Origin of the sequence: Natronorubrum halophilum, assembly GCF_003670115.1 — an archaeon.
GTDB classification, from domain to species: Archaea; Halobacteriota; Halobacteria; order Halobacteriales; family Natrialbaceae; genus Natronorubrum; species Natronorubrum halophilum.
The window spans coordinates 70,083-88,691 of the sequence record NZ_QQTY01000001.1 but is presented as its reverse complement, the minus strand read 5'-3'; the positions used below and the strand labels follow the sequence as shown (position 1 = coordinate 88,691).

Sequence of the window (18,609 nt, the reverse complement as noted above, 5' to 3'; positions counted from 1 at the left end):
ATTTCGATCTTCACGTCACGTTGGTCGCTCGATACCCGGTCAGCGACGCGTTCGTAACGCGAGCGTCGCTCGAGAAGGGGCGCAGCTACCGTGACGTGGATTCGAAAACGGATCGCCAACGAAGACGTTACTCGACGGGGTAGGCGTCAGCTTCCTCGAGAACGGCCGAGTCCTCGAGATCCCAGTCCTGTAAGTACGATTCCTCCGCGGCGACGAGTTCCGCGAACAGCTCGCGGGCGTCCTCGGTCTGAAGGGTGCGGATCTGCTGGTCGATGAGGAATCCCTGGAACGCGTCGTCGACGTCGCTGTCGGCGGAGGCCTCGATGACCGTCTCGATGGTGTCGATGTGTCCGCGGATGACGCTACGAACGGGACGCGGGAAGCCGCCGGCCGCCATCGGCTTGACCTCGTTCGCCCGGACGAGCGCGTTCGTCTCGACGACCGCGTCGTTCTGGAGGTCCGATACTTGGCCCGTGTTCGGCAGGTTGACGTTGGTCACGTAGTCGTCCCGCCCCGCGAGCGCCGCGAGAATGTCGACGAAGACCTCGTTCGACTCGCTCAGTTCGAACTCGCGCTCGCCGGTCAGCCACGCCTCGACGTCGGTCGTCTGGTCCGACTCGGCGGGCGTCCAGTGTTTGGCCCGGTAGTCGCTTCCGGTACGCTTGACGCCCCAGCGGTTGAGTCCCTCCTTGCCGTCCCGGATGAACCAGGTCGCGTACTCGACGAGGTGGCGGTCGCCCGCGGCGGGGAGGACGCCGAACCGGCGGAACAGCTCCCAGGTCACCTGCCAGTTGTCGACGAACACGTTCTCGTCGGCGAGGTCCTCGGTCGTGAACGTCCGGTGGCCCTCCGCGCCGTCGCGGAGTTCCTCGAGCACCGGCCAGAGATCGACGCCCTTGCAGCGCGCCTCGTCGACCCACGTGAAGTGGTTGATCCCCTTGACGTTAACCGAGACGTCGCTCCGCTCCGCGTCCATGTCGAGGTGCTCCCGAGCGTAGCGCGCGAGGCGGTGGCGGGTACCGAGTACCTCGTGACACAGGCCGAGCGCGTTGATGTCGGGGTACTCGTCGTACAGCGCTCGCGTCACGAAGTGGACGGGATTCGTGTAGTTGAACACCCAGGCGTCGGGACAGTGCTCGCGGATCGCGGCGGCGAACGTGCGGTAGAGCGGGACCGTCCGCATCGCACGGAAGATGCCGCCGGGTCCGATGGTCGCCGCGACGGCGCCGTAGATGCCGTACCGTTCGGGAACGTCGAGGTCGTGGACGAACGTCTCCGCCGGATCGTACTGGGTCGACAGGATGACGACGTCCGCGCCGGCGAGCGCCGTCTCGAGCGAACCCGTCGCCTCGTACGACCAGTCGGCAACCGCGCCCTCCCGCTCTTGCACCCAGTTCCCGAATCGCGCGTTCCGTTCCGCGCTCTCGTAGTACTCGTCGTAGAGCCGTACCCGTCCGTCGAGGTCCGACTGCGCGAGGTCCTGGATGAGGTTCGGCGCCCACTGCCGGCTTCCACCGCCGAGGTACGCGATCGTGATGTCGTTCGGATCGACCGCTGTGCTCGAGTGAATCGCTTGAGCCATCGTCCCACTGTGTGTGATACACGGGCATAAACGTACGTGATGCGGACCGTACTCCGTACCAGGACCGATCCGTCCGCGGAAGTGTACGAACCGGACGCGTTTCCGCCGGCCGCCGATGGTCGGCGGTCCCGACGTCAGTCAGTAACGACGGTGACGGGGCCGTCGAAGTCGAGAATCACGCGCTGTGCCGTATCGCCGAAGATCGCTTTCCCCGTCGGTGAGCGTTTCCGCCCCGTGACGAAAACGTGATCGCAGTCGCGTTCCGCCGCGGTCGCGACGATCCGTCGCGCCCGCTGGCCGTCTTCGACGACGATACAGAGCGGCTCGTACTCGACGTCGAGATCGGTCAGTTCAGTCTCGGCGATATCCCTGACGAACTGCCGTCCGCTTTCCGTGACGTCCGCCGAGGAGTACGACGTGCCTTCGACGTCGGCGATCGTCGACATCGTCTCGAGCGTGTGTTCGTACTCGTCTTCGTTCATCGTCGCGAGGAGGACGAGTTCGCCACCGGTTTGTGCCACGAGCTCGCCGGCGTCCCGAACCAATCGCTTGGCGGAATCGGTCGATTCGACTACCGCGAGTGCACGATCCATGGCGCGACGTTCACTCACGCAAATAATAAGTATTGCGCCCGACTAGATACCGAGTATGACCGAAAACTAGGACAGCGACGGATACTCACGGCAGTTCGGCGTGCTCACCGAGTCGTTCGTTAAGTGGTAACATTAGTCGGTTGGCTGATACAGAACGCCATTCCGTATTTGAGAACGCGACTCGGCACCACACGATACGCGGAGAACGCGTCTCGAAGGCCGAGGCCCGATTTAGTTTTCGCCGTCGAACGCGCAAAACTGTCCTCCCAGCGCGTCTGTCGGCGGTCGGGCGGGTGGAACCGCGAACGCGAGTGGACTCAAGCCAGTGTCCGTTACAGGCGTACTTCTGTAAACGAATTCGAATCGACTCGTGAAAGACATTCGGTAACATCCATCCATCCGTCTCGATAGGACCAAAACTGTTCTGTATAACAGAATTATATTTTGCCACGATACACGCTCGTTGCCTGCTCGTCGTCGCGACTGCAACAGGTGCGGTCGAACGCTAGTAGTGGACATTATGCTGGTTAAATGGATTACAGTGGTTTAACGTGCACCGATACCCGAAACACGTTCTCGATTCCAAAACATGACTGAGAATCATCGACGAGCACGCGCTTCCGAAACCGACCAGTCAGACCATCGTCGACCGCGAACGGTTGCGCGAGGAACTCGAGGCAGTTCGTCGCGTCCGCTCGAAACGGAGAGGGGGCGTTCCCGGGAGCGACTGCCGATCTCCGGAAACGATCGACTCGAGTAGCAGTTGAGAGAACGGACCGAACCGCGTCGAACTCGAGTAGAGTTTCGCTCGAGTCGAAAACGTGCTATGGGTGGTCGGAGCGGCTGTCAGTTACTCGATGGTGACCGCCGCGACCGTCGATGGCGGCAGTTCCGCGACGATCGAGCCGTCGCCGTCGACCGAGACCGCCAGCTCCGCGGCGGTGAACGCGTCGGCGTTGTCGGACGTGACCTCGAGATCGGGCTCCTGATCGGCGAACAGGATTTCGGCGCGGACGTCGCCTTCGGAGAGGCTCGCGCCCTCGAGGGTGATCTCGACGGTGTGGTCCTCGCGACAGTCGAGGTTCGTGAGGGTGACGTACGTCTCGTCGTCGCCGATCGAGGCGGAGGCACGGACGAGGGTCAGTTCGCGGTCTTCGCTGTCGTCGACGAGTTCGCGACTCGGCGCGGAGACGGTCGTCTGGACGGCTTCGTTGCCCTTGTGCGGGGCGTAGAGATCGAAGACGCGGTAGGTTGGACGCGCCCAGGCGTCGTCCGCGTCGGTCTCGACGAGACACTGGAGGACGTTGACGGTCTGGGCGATGTTCGACATCGTCACGACGTCGCTGTTGTCGTTGAAGATATCGAGGACGGCCGCCGCCGAGAGCGCGTCGAGGACGGTTCCGGGTTGCTCGAGGCCGTTGTCGGCCGTGGCCTCGGGGTGCCAGGAGCCCCACTCGTCGACGATAACGCCGATGTCGCGGGTCGTCGCCACCGCGTTGATCGCCGCGGCCATCTTCTCGATGTGGGTTTCCATCTCGAGGGCGTCGGCGAGGAAGGTGTCGTACTGGTCCTCGTCGGACTCGGCGACGGTCATCGTGCGACCGTAGTAGTGGTGCAATGTGAGGTGGTCGAGCGGGAACGACGCTCCCCACGGCGCGCCGCTGACCTCTTCCAGGAAGCGGCGGTTCCACTCGTGGCCCTCGAACCCGCAGGCGATGAGTTCGAGTTCGTGGTCGAGCATCAGGTTATCCATGGTTCCGACGTAGGTCGCGAACCGACGATACTCACGGGCGTACTGTTCGGGCGTCATCCGGCCGCCACAGCCCCAGTTCTCGTTTCCGAGACCCCAGTATTTGACGCCGTACGGCTCCTCGTGGCCGTTTTCCCGGCGTCGGTCCGCGAGTTCGGTGTCGCCGTCGTAGTTGCAGTACTCGACCCAGTTCGCCGCCTCCTGCGGGTCGCCGGAGCCGACGTTCGCCGCGAGGTAGGGCTCGGTACCGATGCGCTCGCAGAGTTCGAGGAACTCGTCGGAGCCGAAAGCGTTCGACTCCTCGGGCGCCTCTTCCGGCCCCTGCGCCCAGAAGAGGTTCCGACGGCGCGGTCGTTCGTCCCGCGGTCCGACGCCGTCTTCCCAGTGGTAGTCGTCGGCGAAACAGCCGCCCGGCCATCGAAGGACGGGGAGGTCGAGGTCGGCCAGAAGGGAGACGGTGTCTTCACGGAAGCCGGTCTCGTCGGCGCCGTCGCTGTGCCAGATCCCGTCGTAGATGCAGCGGCCGAGGTGTTCGGCAAAGTGACCGTGTACTTCGGGTTCGATTCGGTCGATACTCGCCGCAGTATGAACCGCTATGCGTGCGTCAGTCATGCACTGACTCGGTATTCGCACATATCGGTATTAATACTTCGGGTCGCGCTCGTCGCAGCGTTCGATCGGCCCGCCGGATTATCGTGTAGATCGCCGATGAAAACGTTCATAGGATCGGATGCGATTGGCTGTCGTATGGACGACTATTCCCACACTCCAGTGACCGTCGCGGACAAGCGTGCGATCGTTATCGGCGGGACCAGCGGCCTCGGGCAAGCGATCGCGCTCGGCTTCGCGGCCGACGGAGCGGACGTTATCGCGACGAGCAGAAGCGACGATGCGGTCGCGGAAACCGCAACCCTCCTCGAGGAGCGCGGCGCTGAGACGGCTCGAGTCACCTGCGACGTCACCGATCGGGAATCGCTCGATCGGGTCCGGGCGGTCGCCGAGGAGACGTTCGGCGGAATCGACGTCGTCGTCGCCTCGCAGGGAGCGATCTCTCGGGAGACCGTTCTCGGAATCGGAGACGACGACTGGGATTTCGTCACCGACGTCGCACTCGACGGCGTGCGTCGCGTGACTCAGGCGTTCGCACCCGCGATGGACGCGGGCGGAAGTATCATCAACATCTCCTCGCTCGCGGCGCGACTGTCGATGTCGAATCTGCCGGCGTACTCGGCGGCCAAAGGCGGTGTCGAGGCGTTTACCCGCGCTTCGGCCAAGGAACTCGCCCCCGAGATCCGGGTCAACGCGATCGCCCCCGGCTTTTTCATCACGCCACAGAACGCGGACACCTACGCCGAGGGCACCGACAAGCGGGATCGAATCGACGAGCGAACGCCGCTCGGGCGCGTCGGCGAGCGCGAGGAACTGATCGGGGCCGCGATCTACCTCTCGAGCGACGCGTCCTCGTTCGTCACCGGCGAGGTGCTCACCGTCGACGGCGGGTTCGCCGACAGCGCGTTCTGACCGACGATCGGCGGCGAAGCGTCGTTCGTCTCGGTTTCGGCGTCGGGTCACGTTCGACAGCCCGGACTCGTCTCACTCATTTCACCCGCAGTCCTCGTCATATCGGTTCGGTTACTATTCGGATTTTACCACTATTACGATGGCCGTATCAAACGGTAAAACAGCGTAAAATATATATGGATATATTTGATTGATAGTGGTGTATGAGCACAGGTGACAAAGAGAGGAGACCATCCAGATCTCGCTCGAGCCATCGTCACGGCTCGAGATCCGTCAGTCGCCGGGGGTTACTTCGGGCGACGGGTGCTGCCGGTCTTGCCGGACTTGCTGGCTGTACGGGGTTCGTCGGCAGATCCAAGGACGGCGTCGAGTACTGGACGCTGTTCGGCGGCGGTGACGGCAACGTCATGGAAGCGATGGTCGACGAGATTAACGAGAGCGGCGACTTGCATATCAATCGGCAGCGAGTGCCGTGGGACGAGTACTACGGTCGTTTGTACACGTCGATGGTCGGCGGCAATCCACCGGATCTCGCGATCATGCACTCGCGGATGATGGACGAGTACCAGGACAACCTCGTGCCAGTCACCGACGATATCGGGACGGAACCGTACCTCGAGGAAGTCGCTCAGGGTGGCGTCGTCGACGGCGAGCAACTCGCCGTCCCGCTCGATAGCCACCCGTTCGGCCTCTACTACAACAAGGAAATCTTCGAGGAAGCCGGGTTGGATCCAGAGGACCCGCCGGAGACGCCCGAACAGTTCACCGATGCGGCCGACGCAATCGTCGAAAACACGGATCACTACGCGTTCGACTTCTTCGAAGCCGACCAAGGAGTCGAAGTGATGCGAATGATGCTCGCCAGCAGAGGCGGACGACTTCTCGAGGACGACTACGAGCCGGCGTTCGAAACGGACGACGGGCTGGCGGTCGTCCAGGAGATGCACGACTGGGTTCACGAACGGGAGTGGGCACCCGTCGATCCGGACACCGGTTGGGACGCCTGGAATCGAGGTGAGGTCGGCATGCGGCTCGAAGGATCGTGGCACATCACCGTCGTTCGCGAAACGGGATTCGAGTTCGGGATGACGAAACCGTTCGTCATGCCGGGCTCGACCGACCCCGTGACGCTCGGTGAGAGTCACATGATGATCATCCCGCAGAGCGAGGACCGCGATCAGGATCGTCTCGAGGACACGATCGAGACGATTCGACTGCTCACACAGGAGTTCAATCCGCGGTGGGGGTACGACGCCGGACACCTTCCCGCCAGCAAGACGGCGATCGAAAGCGACGACCTCCGCGACTCCGAGACGTGGTCGCAGACGCTCGAGATCTTCCACGAGATGGTCGAGGAAGACGAGTTCCTTCGGCCGCCCTCGACCCCGAGAACGACCCAATACATGGAACAGATCTACCAGCCACTCGACGACATGCGCGCCGGAAACCTGACTCCCGAAGAAGCCATCGAGACCGCTGCGGACGGCGTCAGAAAAACGTTCAGTAGGCAATAATATGGCACAAGCAAATCAACAACCCGACTCGGGCGATTCGAGAGGTCTCGACCTCTCGAAGTCGTCGACGCGCGAGCTACTCGCGGGAGTCTCGTTCTCGATACCGTACCTGATAATCGCCGGCCTGTTCCTCTTCGGGCCGCTGCTCCTGGCGCTGTACATGAGCCTCCACGACTGGAACGCGCTCGATCCGGGCCAGTCGGAGTTCATCGGCCTCGATAACTACCAGATCCTGCTCTCCGATCCCGACTTCTGGAGCGCGCTGTGGAACACCGTCTACTTCGTCGTCCTGACGGTGCCGCTGATCGTCGTCGGCTCGCTCTTGCTAGCCCTCGGCGTCAACCGCGACGTGAAGGGGAAATGGTTCCTGCGAACGGTCTTCTTCAGCCCGTACGTGCTAACCGTCGCGGTCGTCGGCCTGCTGTGGGCAGACATCTTCAGTTCGTCAGGGCTCGTCCCCTACTACGTCGGTGGCGGCAACTGGCTGACCTCTCACGACCTCGCGATGCCCGCGATCGCAATCGCGACGATCTGGTGGCAGTTGGCCTTCAACTTCATCATCCTGCTCGCTGCGCGACAGAACGTCTCGGATCGCCTCTACGAGGCGGCGAAACTGGACGGCGCGAGCACGTGGCGGATGATGCGCGACATCACGATTCCGCAGATGCAGAATCCGCTCATCTTCGTCGTCATCGTGACGTTCGTCGGTTCGTTTCAGGTGTTCGGCCAGCCGTTCATCATGACGGACGGTGGCCCGTCGTTCTCGACGACGACCATCGTCCTGTACCTGTACGAAACCGCGTTTACCGGCCGCGACTTCGGCTACGCCGCCGCGGTCGGTTACGTGCTGTTCATGATCCTGATCGCCGTCTCGGCGACCAGCTACTACTTCCTCGGAGGTGACCGCAAATGAGTACGAAATCGACGAGCCTGCGCGACGATCTGACGATCACCGACGAACGACTCCGAACGATCGCCGTGTACGTCGGCCTCTACGGGATGGCGGCGCTGTTCCTGCTTCCCTATTTGTACATGTTCGCGACGTCGTTCATGACGCGCGAGCTGGTCTACTCGGACGTGCCCCACCTGATCCCGTGGGACGTCACCCTCTACTGGTACGAGTACCTGCTCACCAACTCGCTGATCGACATGTGGACGGTCAACACGCTCATTCTGGCGGGCGTGACGACCCTCGTCGTGCTCGTGATCGACGCGATGATCGCCTACTCGCTGACCCGTCTCGACTGGCCGGGGCGGCGCGTCATCTTCGCGGTCATCGTGGCGAGTTTCATGGTTCCCGGCATCGTCAACCTCGTCCCGGTGTACATCATCGTGAGCGAACTCGGGCTGGTCAACTCCGTGTGGGGCGTCGTCCTGCCGAGCGCCGCCAACCCGCTGGGCGTGTTCATGCTCGTCCAGTTCTTCAAGGACATCCCCGAGGAACTCGAGGAGGCGGCGCGTCTGGACGGGTTCTCGCGGCTCCGGATCTTCACGCACATCATCCTGCCGCTGATGCGGTCGGCGCTCGCGGCGCTCGGACTGTTCATCTTCATCTGGACGTGGAACGCCTTCGTCTGGCCGTTGCTCATCCTCCAGAGCGAGACGATGTACACGTTACCGATCGGGCTGGTGACGCTCCAGGACAACATGGGCGTCACCGAACCCGGCGTGATCATGACCTCCGCGGTCATCGCCTCGGTGCCGCTACTGATCGTGTTCCTCGTCATGCAAAAACACCTCGTCAAAGCAGTCGAAATGCAGGGGACGACGAAATGACTCGAACAGCCGATCTCGACCCGATGTACGCCTCGCTCGAGCAAACGACACGGTTCGCCTGGGCGAACCTCGTGTCGATCGTGTGGATCAGCGTCGGCTGGTTCCTCGCGTCGCTTCCGGTCGTGACGCTCGGCCCGGCGACCGTCGGGGCCTACCGCGCCGTGTTGTCGCTTCGCGACGACGACAGCGATGGTATCGATCGAGCGGCCGTCCTCGAGACCGTTCGCCGCCAGTTCGTCCACGCGACGCTGCTCGGGCTCCTCCCGCTCGTGTTGTTCGCGATCGCGGCGAACTACGCGCTCGCGTACCTCGCGAGCGGAACGGTCGCCGCCGGCCTGCTCGCACTCTGCTGTGCGTACGCCGGACTGTACGCCTGGCTCGTGTCGATGCCGACGCTGCTCGGCCTCGCAACGGGCAAACCCGTCGCCACCGCGCTCAAAGACGGATTCCTCTGGACGGCGCGTCACGCCGTCGGCGCGGTGGCACTCGGCGTCGTGACTGGTGCGTTGCTCGTGGTCACGTCGCTGTTGACCGTCGCGGTGGCGCTGCTGTTCGCCGGCGTCGCGTTCGCGCTCCACGTCGAGTTTATCTCGAGCGTTTCCGGGGCCGAGAGCCGGGTCGCAACGGTGGTGACCGAGCGATGATCGGACGCCCCGGTCGACTACGAACAGCCACCCCGAAAGCGGGAGCATCGGTTACGAACGATCGCAGTACCCACAACCAACAACGGAGCTACAACAATGAGTGAAACGAACAACGAAGCGGCATCGGTAACGTTCGACGGCGTGCGGAAAGTATACCTGGACGACTTCGTCGCGGTCAACGGATTCGACGCGACGATCGAAGACGGGGAGTTCATCACCGTCGTCGGTCCCTCGGGGTCCGGCAAATCGACGCTGTTGCGGATGATCGCCGGTCTCGAGGACATCACCGACGGCGACATTCGAATCGGCGACGACAGCATCAGGGGCGTCGAGCCGCAGGACCGCGGGATCGCGATGGTGTTCCAGAACTACGCGCTATACCCGCACATGACCGTTCGGAAGAACATGGCCTACGGGCTCAAACTGACGACGGATCTCTCCGACGACGAGATCGAACGACGGGTCAGCGAAACGGCGGAGATGATGGGGATCGAAGACCAGTTGGACGACAAGCCGGCGAACCTCTCGGGCGGCCAGCAACAGCGCGTCGCGACCGGTCGAGCGATCGTTCGCGACCCGAAGATCTTCCTGATGGACGAGCCGCTGTCGAACCTCGACGCGAAACTCAAGGTCCACATGCGGACCGAACTCCAGCGGCTCCAGGAGGACCTCGGGACGACGACGATCTACGTCACGCACGACCAGCACGAGGCCCTGACGATGAGCGATCGAATCATCGTCCTCGACGGGGGCGAACTCCAGCAGTTCGCACCGCCGGACGAGGTTTACAACGAACCCGCAAACCGGTTCGTCGCGGACTTTATCGGCAGCCCCGCGATGAACTTCTTCGACGTCGAACTGAACGGAACGGCGCTCGTCAGCGACGGATTCACGTACGACGTCCCGCCTGCGATCGTCGAGACGATCCTCGAGACGGACGCCACATCTGGCCTCGAGTTGGGGATCCGCCCCGAAGACATCGCGTACGATGCGACCGGGGACAATACGATCTCCGCCGTCGTCGACGTCGTCGAGGTCGCCGGAAGCGACAACTTCGTCTACGTCGATATCGACGGCACCGAATGCCGCGTTCGGGTGCCCGGAGGCGTGAAACCGGCCGTCGGCGAGCAGACGCAGATCGCGTTCGACCCCGCCGACGTTCACCTCTTCGACGTCCGTACGGGGAAGAACCTGCTCGTCGACGGGAGCGACGGCCAGCCCGTTCCCGAATCCGAAACGGAGGAGGCGGAGGAAGCCGCTTGAGCGGCGATCAGCGATTTGCGACCCACGAACCGACGGCCGACATTCAATGAGAAAGAGCAGACGGATATGACATGAATACGAATTTTCGAGCGGACGTTCGACAGGAAACGTCACTGAACGGCGCGTGGCAGTTCACCACCGATCCCGACGGGATCGGTCGCGACGAGGCGTGGTACGACTCCGACAGCGCCTGGCCGGACCGAACGCGGGCCGTCGAGGTACCCCACGCCTGGCAGGAACTCGAGGGGTATCGAGAGTACACGGGCACCGCGTGGTATCGACGGGCGGTCACGGCGGAGTCACCGGTAGACGACGGTTCCCGTACGTACCTCCGCTTCGGTGCCGTCGACTACGAGGCGACCGCCTGGGTCAACGGCGAGCGCGTCGGCGCGAACCGCGGCGGCTACTTGCCCTTCGAGTTCGACGTCACCGACGCGCTCGTCGACGGCGAGAACGAGATCGTTCTCGAGGTGGTCGACCCGGACGACCTGAGCGAACTGCCCCACGGAAAGCAAGGCGAACCGTGGTACCAGCGAGTCAGCGGCGTCTGGCAGGACGTGACGCTCGAGACCGTCCCGTCCGTACACGTCGACGGGATCCGGGTCACCCCCGACCTCGAGACGGACACGGCCCACGTCGAGGTCGACGTAGACGGACTGAACGAATTGGGCGAACGGGCCGGATCGGACGGAGAACCCGCCGTCAGCGCTCGCATCGTCGTCTCTCGAGACGGCGATCCGGTCGTGACCGAGTCCGCGGCGATCGAGACGGACGACGCGGGCGGAACGGGGGCGGTCGCGCTCCCGATCCCCGACGCCGACTACTGGACGCCAGAGAGGCCCGCGCTCTACGACGTGCGCGTCGACCTCGAGCGCGACGGAACCGTCATCGACCGGGACGAGGACTACTTCGGAATGCGCAGCGTCGAGGCCCGAGACGGGCGGGTGTACCTGAACGGCGAGCCGTACTTCCTCCGGGGCGCACTCGAGCAGGGCTACTACCCGGAGACGCTGTACCGACCGTTTAGCGACGACTGCTTCGAGGAGGAGGTTCGGACCGCCACGGAACTCGGCTTCAACCTGCTTCGCAAGCACATCAAGCCGGCGCATCCGGACTTCCTCGAGTGCGCCGACCGACTCGGCCTCCTCGTCTGGGAGGAACCCGCGAATCCGACGGTCCACACCGATCGCTCGAGGCGCGCGGTGTTCGAGCAACTCGAGGGGATGATCGAACGCGATTACAACCGGCCGAGCGTCGTCGTCTGGAGCATCTACAACGAGGAGTGGGGAATCGGCAACCCGCAGGGGCTGGACGTGGAGACGTCGCTGTGGGACGACGAGGCGAAACAGGACTACCTCGCGGACTGCTACGAGACGGCTCGCGAGCTGGATCCGACGCGGCTCGTCTGTGACAACTCCGGCTGGGCGCACGTGGCGACCGACGTCAACGACTACCACCGCTACTTCGTCAGTCCCGACCGCGCCGACGCCTGGGAGGCCGACCTCGACCGGATGACCGAGCGGCCCCAGGACAACTACGCGGCGACCGAGACGGACCCCGACGACGCGCCGCTCGTCGTCTCCGAGTTCGGCACGTGGGGGCTCTGCGACGCGCCGGCGATCGAGGAGTACTACGGCGAGCGCCCGCCCTGGTTCGACTACGAGTTCCTCGAAGCGGGGCTGAAACGGCCCGCGGGCTACCGCGAGCGGTTCGCGGAGACCCCGCTCTCGGAGGCGTTCGACGGGATCGAGGCGCTGGCCGAGGCCTGGCAGCGCCGGGAGCTCCGCTCGAACAAGGACGTCATCGAGCGCATGCGCGCCAGAGACGACGTCGCCGGCTACGTCATCACCGAATTCTCCGACATAGAGTGGGAGTTCAACGGGATCCTCGACTACCGTCGCGAGGAGAAGGCGTTCCACGACGAGTTCGCCGGCGTCAACGCGCCGGTCGCCGTGCAACTCGACCTCGAGTCGCGAGCCGTCTGGGACGACGAGACCGTCGCGGCCGACGCGGTCGTCGTCAACGACACGGACGAGCGACTCGAAGGCGAACTATCGTGGACCGTCGCCGGCGAATCGGGGCGGCAAACGGTCGCAGTGGATCCCGCATCGACGGTCCGCGCCGACGACCTCGTCGCCGTCGATGCGCCGTCGGTCGGCGACGCGACGACCGAGACGGTGACCCTCGAGTTCGGCGACGCGACGACCGAGGAACCCGTAACTATCGCTCCGCGGTCCGATTCCGCCCCGGACCGCGGGGCCGACGGTCCCGTCTACGCCGCGGACGAGGCGCTTCGAGACGCGCTCGAGCGACGCGGAGTATCCGTGGTCGACCGACTCGACGAGACCGTTTCGGTCGCCGTCGTCACGGAAACCACGTTCCAGGTGCTCGAGTACGCTCGCGGCGGCGGCAACGTGCTGTTGCTGGCCGACCGGGACGGCTCCGTGGCCGACGAGGACGTATTCGACTACCGCGACCTGCCCGAAGACGAGAGCTGGAACCTCGTCGCGTCGCTGTTCTACACCACCGACGAACGGCTCGAGGCGCTCCTCGGGACGATACCGGGGTGGGAACTCGACGGGCGATACCCGTACGCGGTCGTCACCGACGCCGACGACGTGTCGGTCGGATACGTCGAGGGGTGGCTCGCCAACCCGGCGGCGGCGGTCGCGACGCGGCACTACGGCGACGGAGTCGTCCGCGTCTGTACGTTCCGGGTGATCGACGGCTACGGTTCCTGCCCGACGGCGACGACGCTCGTCGACGAGTTACTGGCGAAATCGCTCGAGTCGCCGGGCGGAGCGTAGCCGGACGGTCTGCTGTCCGCGCCGTCGGTGAGCGGTCGATTGAGTGGTCCTCGGCTCTGGGTCTCGAGGCGGCTGCCGGACGGGTGAGTTCTGGCGGGATCGATCGGCGTCCGATCCGAAGAATTACAATGCCTTCCCTGAGAATGGCACACAATGACGACGCTTCACTCCGCCAAGTCGGTCGACCAGGCCGATGTCACGATCGACGACGAGTTCTGGAACTCGTGGCTCGAGACCAATCGCGAGGTCACGCTCGAGTACCAGTACGACCACCTCGAGACGAGCGGCTGTCTCGAGAACTTCCGCCGGGCCGCCGCTGGCGATTCCGGCGGCTTTCGGGGGATGTGGTTCGCCGATTCGGACGCCTACAAGTGGCTCGAGGCGGCGAGTTACGTCCTCGCGACGCGCGACGACCCCGACCTGCGACGACGGGTCGACGAGGTGATCGACCTCGTCGCCGCGGCCCAGGACGACGACGACGGCTACCTGAACACGTACTTCGTCCTCGAGGAACCCGAGAAGCGGTGGACGAACCTGAACATGATGCACGAACTGTACTGTGCGGGTCACCTCATCGAGGCCGCCGTCGCCCACCACCGGGCGACCGGCGACCGCGAACTGCTCGCGGTCGCGACGCGGTTCGCGGATCACATCGAATCGATCTTCGGCGACGAGATCGAAGGCGTCCCCGGCCACCAGGAGATCGAACTCGCGCTGGTGACACTCGCGAGAGCGACCGACGAGGACCGCTACGTCGACCTCGCGCGGTACTTCGTCGACCTGCGCGGTCACGACGACCGCCTCGAACGGGAGTTCGAACGGATCGAGGAGATCGCGGGCTACGACCCCGAAAATGGCGGCATCGCGGCCGGCGCGCGCGACACGTTCTACGAGGACGGCGAGTACGACGGGCGCTACGCGCAGGCTCACGCCCCGCTTCTCGAGCAGGCGTCCGTCGAAGGGCACGCGGTTCGCGCGACGTACTTCTTCGCCGGGGCTGCGGACGTCGCCGCCGAAACCGGCGACGCGGAGTTGCTCGCCCACCTCGAGCGCCTCTGGGAGACCGTGACCGAACGGCGGACGTACGTCACCGGCGGCATCGGCTCGAGCGCCGCCGGCGAGCGCTTTACCGAAGACTACGACCTGCCGAACGACACCGCCTACGCCGAGACCTGTGCGGCGATCGGCAGCGTCTTCTGGAGTCAGCGGCTGTTCGAACTGACCGGCGACGCGCGCTACGCCGACCTGATCGAGTGGACGGTGTACAACGCCGTCCTCGTCGGGATATCACGGGACGGAACCGAGTTCTTCTACGACAACCGACTCGAGAGCGACGGCGATCATCACCGCGAGGGCTGGTTCGAGTGCGCGTGCTGTCCGCCGAACGTCGCGCGATTACTCGCCTCGCTCGAGGGGTACCTGTACGCGACCGGACGCGACGACGCTGACGATCCGCGGTTGTACGTCAACCAGTACGTCAGTAGCGCAGCGACGGTCGACGTCGCCGGCACGGACGTCGGCGTGGTACAGACGGCCGGCCTCCCGTGGGGCGGCGATGTGACGCTCGAGGTCGACGCGGCGGAACCGACCGAGTTCGGCGTCTCTCTCCGGATTCCCTCGTGGTGTCCCGACGTGACGGTTCGCATCAACGACAAAGAGCACGTACTCGAAGGCGACGTCGAGGGCCAGCCCGGGACCTGGAACGCCGACTACGTCACCGTGACGCGTGAATGGGACGACGACCGCCTCGAGATCGGCTTCGAGCAGTCGGTCGTCCCGGTCCGAGCCCATCCGGCGGTCGAGGCGGACGCCGGACGGATCGCACTCACTCGCGGCCCGCTCGTCTACTGTCTCGAGGGCGTGGACAACGACCGGCCCCTCAATCAGTATCGACTCGAGTCGGAATCGAACGCCGACGCACGATATCGGGAAGACCTCCTCGGGGGCACCGTCGTCCTCGAGGGAGCGGCGTCGGCTCCGACCCTCGAGGAGTGGGACAACGACCTGTACCGACCGGCCGCGGAGACGAATCGCGTTTCGGCTTCGTTCACCGCGATCCCCTACTTCCAGTGGGATAACCGGGAGCCCGGCGAGATGGCCGTCTGGCTGCACGACGGCTGAACTGCGTCACGAGCGCCGGTCTCGATAACCGAACGAGCTATTATCGTGCGTGGGACACCGTGACGTACGATGGTGAAAATCGCGTTTATCGGCGCGGGGAGTCACACGTTCACGCAGACGCTGGTCCGCGACGTCCTCTCGTTCCCGGCCTTACAGGACTCGACGCTGTGTCTGATGGATATCGACGGCGACCGCCTCGGGCGGATCGAAGCCGCGACACGGTTCCTGGTCGACGACCACGACCTTTCCGCGACGGTCGAAGCGACGACCGACCGGCGGGCCGCGCTCGAGGACGCGGATTACGTGATCACGACGATCCACGTCGGCGGCGTCGAACCGGTCGAAAACGAGATCGAGATTCCGCGACGCTACGGCGTCAAACAGTCGGTCGGGGACACCCTCGGTCCCGGCGGCGTCTTCCGCGCCACGCGGACGATTCCGACGATGCTCGACATCGCCCGCGACATGGAGGAACTGTGCCCTGACGCCCCGTTGCTCCAGCACACGAACCCGATGGCGATGGTCTGTTGGGCGCTCGAGGCCGAGACCGAGATCGACGTCTACGGCATCTGTCACAGCATCGTCGCGACGGCCCACGACATCGCGAGCTACGTCGACGTCCCCGTCGAGGAACTCGAGTACTGGGTCGCCGGCATCAACCACATGGCGTGGTTCCTCGAGTTAGAACACGAGGGGCGGGACCTGTATCCCGATCTCAGGGCGGCGATGACGGACCCGGACATCTACGCCCGGGACGTCGTCCGCTTCGAGACGATGGACCACTTCGGCCGGTTTATCACGGAGTCGAGCCACCACCTGAGCGAGTACCTGCCGTACTTCCGTCACAGTCAGGACGAAATCGACCGGCTCGTCGACGCCAGCGCCTACGATCCGGACCGGGAGGAGTTCGAGTACTCCCCCGTCTGCTGGCTCCCGACGGGCGAGTACTTCGACCAGTGGCGGACGATCGATCACGCCGACCAGTTCGATCCCGAGACGATGGACACCTCGCTCTCGCGATCCGGCGAGTACGCCGCACGGATCGTCCACTCCCTCGAAACCGACGAGCCCCGACGGCTGAACCTCAACGTTCCGAACGACGGGCGACTTATCACGAACCTTCCCGACGACGCGCTGGTCGAAGTTCCGTGTCACGTCGACGGAACGGGCGTCCATCCCTGTTCCGTGGGCGACCTCCCGCCCCAACTCGCAGCCCCCAACCGCTCGAACGTCAACGTCCAGTCGCTCGCCGTCGCCGCCGCCGTCGAGCGCGACGAGACTGCGCTTCGACAGGCCGTCAAACTCGACCCGCTGACGGCTGCGGTGTGCACGCTCGAGGCGACCGACGACATGGTCGACGACTTGCTCGAGGCGAACGACGAGTACCTGCCCGAACTCGCCTGAACGTGGCACGCGGAGTCCGATCGTCGCACTCCGAAAGTGTGCGAAAGCGCCACGCTCGCGGCGAACGAACGGAACGAGGCGGACAGCCGACGGTATCGACACCGGTGGCGAACCGGAGAGTTCGGGCCGAGACGGTTACGCACCGTCTCGACGGACTCGACGCTGCTCGAGTCCGAAGCTGACGATCGTCAGCCTCACGCGATATTTCTCCGTCTAAACGGAGGTTTCAGTGGTACTCTCAGTTCAAAGACAGTACTACCGGCGTCGACTGCCCGTTCGACACCACCGTTACTGAATTACGATTCTTTCGGCTAGGACTCGGTACCTGTCGTTCTGCTCCGATACTTTCGCGAGTGTTTGTGACTAATACGCACGATCAGTTCACGATCGTTTGCCACTGCTGCGACAGTATTACTCGTATCGAGTAGATCCGCTCGAGAGAAATTAAAGAGCGCCTATCATCGGTACTAGTGCCACGAGGACAGGATAGAACGGCGTCCGCCGATCGGGAGGGAAACAGCAGTGTGTCGATCATGTCATCGGCTTTTCTAGCTCCCGCGGGTGACAAATAGGGGTAATAGGATCGCGCGATCGGTGTCGCTAGTCGAAATCGAGTTCCAGCGCTCGAGGTGCAACTTCGGCAGATATTTACGATCATATGGTTGTAAACCAAGGCCGTACTGACGTCGGACGCCTCCGGTTCGAATCACCGGTCGATTCGGTTCGCACAGTGAAGCCACGACTCGTAGCGCACCCACTGCGTTCTCTATGATTAAACCCGAATCCGCGATCCGTCTCGTCCGGACCGGGTCGACGGATGCGGATCGGCGACCCAGCCACAATCCCCGGTTACACCATCTATATACGTGGCACCCGTCAAATTGTTATCGTATGCCACAGACGGCCATCCAACTCTACACGCTTCGCGGGATCGACGACCCGCTCCCACGGATACTGGAGAACGTTGCGACGACGTCGTTCGACGGCGTCGAGTTCGCTCACCGCGTCCGAGACGCCGATATCGACACCGTCGCGACCACCCTCGAGCGGGCCGGTCTCGCCGCGGCCAGCGCACACGTCGGCCTCGAGGACCTGGAGGAATCGCTCGAGGAAACCCTCTCGACGTACGATCGACTCGGCTGTGACACGCTCGTCGTTCCGTACCTCGACGAGACGCACTTCGAGTCGTCGGAGGCGGTGCGGTCCACAGCAGAACGGCTGTCCACGATGGCTGGCACCGTCGCCGACCGCGGGTTCGACCTCCACTACCACAACCACGACCACGAGTTCGTCGACTGCGGCGACCGCACGGCGATGGAGGAACTCCTCGACGAATCCGATGACGGTCTCGGGTTCGAACTCGATCTCGGCTGGGCGGTCGCCGGCGGCCTCGATCCGGTCGCGCTCCTCGAGCGCTACGGCGACCGAATCTCGCTCGTTCACTTCGCCGACGTCGATACGGAGACGATGTCGCCCGCCGAACTCGACGAGGGAGACGTCGACCTCGAGGCGTGCCTGGACGCGGCTCAAGCCGCGGATGTCGAGTGGTACGTGTACGAACACGACGAGCCGACGAACCCGCGCGAATCGCTCGAGCACGGCGCGGCCGTCCTCGATTCGTTCAGGTGATCATC

General features: G+C 64.1%; 13 protein-coding genes. 10 read left to right on the top strand and 3 right to left on the bottom strand.

Annotated features, from left to right (window positions below):
* Positions 1-127 precede the first annotated feature (127 nt).
* The 3 genes from DWB23_RS00450 to DWB23_RS00440 form a co-directional block, all read right to left on the bottom strand.
* Positions 128-1,582, bottom strand: a complete 1,455-nt coding sequence (locus tag DWB23_RS00450; protein WP_121740850.1) for a family 4 glycosyl hydrolase — start codon at positions 1,580-1,582, stop codon at positions 128-130.
* A 134-nt stretch (positions 1,583-1,716) separates the two neighbouring features.
* On the bottom strand, positions 1,717-2,175 hold the full coding sequence (locus DWB23_RS00445) for a universal stress protein (protein ID WP_121740849.1): 459 nt from the start codon (positions 2,173-2,175) through the stop codon (positions 1,717-1,719).
* Positions 2,176-3,025: 850 nt separating this feature from the next.
* Positions 3,026-4,537 (bottom strand): alpha-N-arabinofuranosidase, encoded by a 1,512-nt coding sequence (locus DWB23_RS00440; protein WP_121740848.1) that lies wholly within the window; start codon positions 4,535-4,537, stop codon positions 3,026-3,028.
* A gap of 135 nt (positions 4,538-4,672) precedes the next feature.
* Here DWB23_RS00440 and DWB23_RS00435 point away from each other — a divergent pair, with 135 nt between their 5' ends.
* The 10 genes from DWB23_RS00435 (at position 4,673) to DWB23_RS00390 (ending at position 18,604) form a co-directional block, all read left to right on the top strand.
* A complete protein-coding gene (locus DWB23_RS00435) occupies positions 4,673-5,446 on the top strand; it encodes an SDR family NAD(P)-dependent oxidoreductase (protein ID WP_162989714.1) in 774 nt (257 codons plus the stop codon).
* A 203-nt stretch (positions 5,447-5,649) separates the two neighbouring features.
* Entirely contained in the window at positions 5,650-6,960 is a 1,311-nt protein-coding gene (locus tag DWB23_RS00430; protein WP_121740846.1) for an extracellular solute-binding protein, read from the top strand.
* 1 nt (position 6,961) lies between these two features.
* Positions 6,962-7,873, top strand: a complete 912-nt coding sequence (locus DWB23_RS00425) for a carbohydrate ABC transporter permease (RefSeq protein WP_121740845.1) — start codon at positions 6,962-6,964, stop codon at positions 7,871-7,873.
* Positions 7,870-8,736, top strand: coding sequence for a carbohydrate ABC transporter permease (locus DWB23_RS00420; RefSeq protein ID WP_121740844.1), 867 nt, complete (start codon positions 7,870-7,872; stop codon positions 8,734-8,736). Before DWB23_RS00425 ends, DWB23_RS00420 begins: the two co-directional genes overlap by 4 nt.
* Positions 8,733-9,380 (top strand): DUF624 domain-containing protein, encoded by a 648-nt coding sequence (locus DWB23_RS00415; protein WP_121740843.1) that lies wholly within the window; start codon positions 8,733-8,735, stop codon positions 9,378-9,380. Before DWB23_RS00420 ends, DWB23_RS00415 begins: the two co-directional genes overlap by 4 nt.
* 96 nt (positions 9,381-9,476) lie before the next feature.
* Positions 9,477-10,643, top strand: coding sequence for an ABC transporter ATP-binding protein (locus tag DWB23_RS00410; protein ID WP_121740842.1), 1,167 nt, complete (start codon positions 9,477-9,479; stop codon positions 10,641-10,643).
* Between the two features lie 71 nt (positions 10,644-10,714).
* A complete protein-coding gene (locus DWB23_RS00405; protein ID WP_121740841.1) occupies positions 10,715-13,450 on the top strand; it encodes a glycoside hydrolase family 2 protein in 2,736 nt (911 codons plus the stop codon).
* Between the two features lie 153 nt (positions 13,451-13,603).
* Positions 13,604-15,571, top strand: a complete 1,968-nt coding sequence (locus DWB23_RS00400; RefSeq protein ID WP_121740840.1) for a glycoside hydrolase family 127 protein — start codon at positions 13,604-13,606, stop codon at positions 15,569-15,571.
* 69 nt (positions 15,572-15,640) lie between these two features.
* A complete protein-coding gene (melA, locus tag DWB23_RS00395; RefSeq protein WP_121740839.1) occupies positions 15,641-16,975 on the top strand; it encodes an alpha-galactosidase in 1,335 nt (444 codons plus the stop codon).
* 891 nt (positions 16,976-17,866) lie between these two features.
* A complete protein-coding gene (locus tag DWB23_RS00390) occupies positions 17,867-18,604 on the top strand; it encodes a sugar phosphate isomerase/epimerase family protein (protein ID WP_121740838.1) in 738 nt (245 codons plus the stop codon).
* The last annotated feature ends 5 nt before the right edge of the window (positions 18,605-18,609 follow it).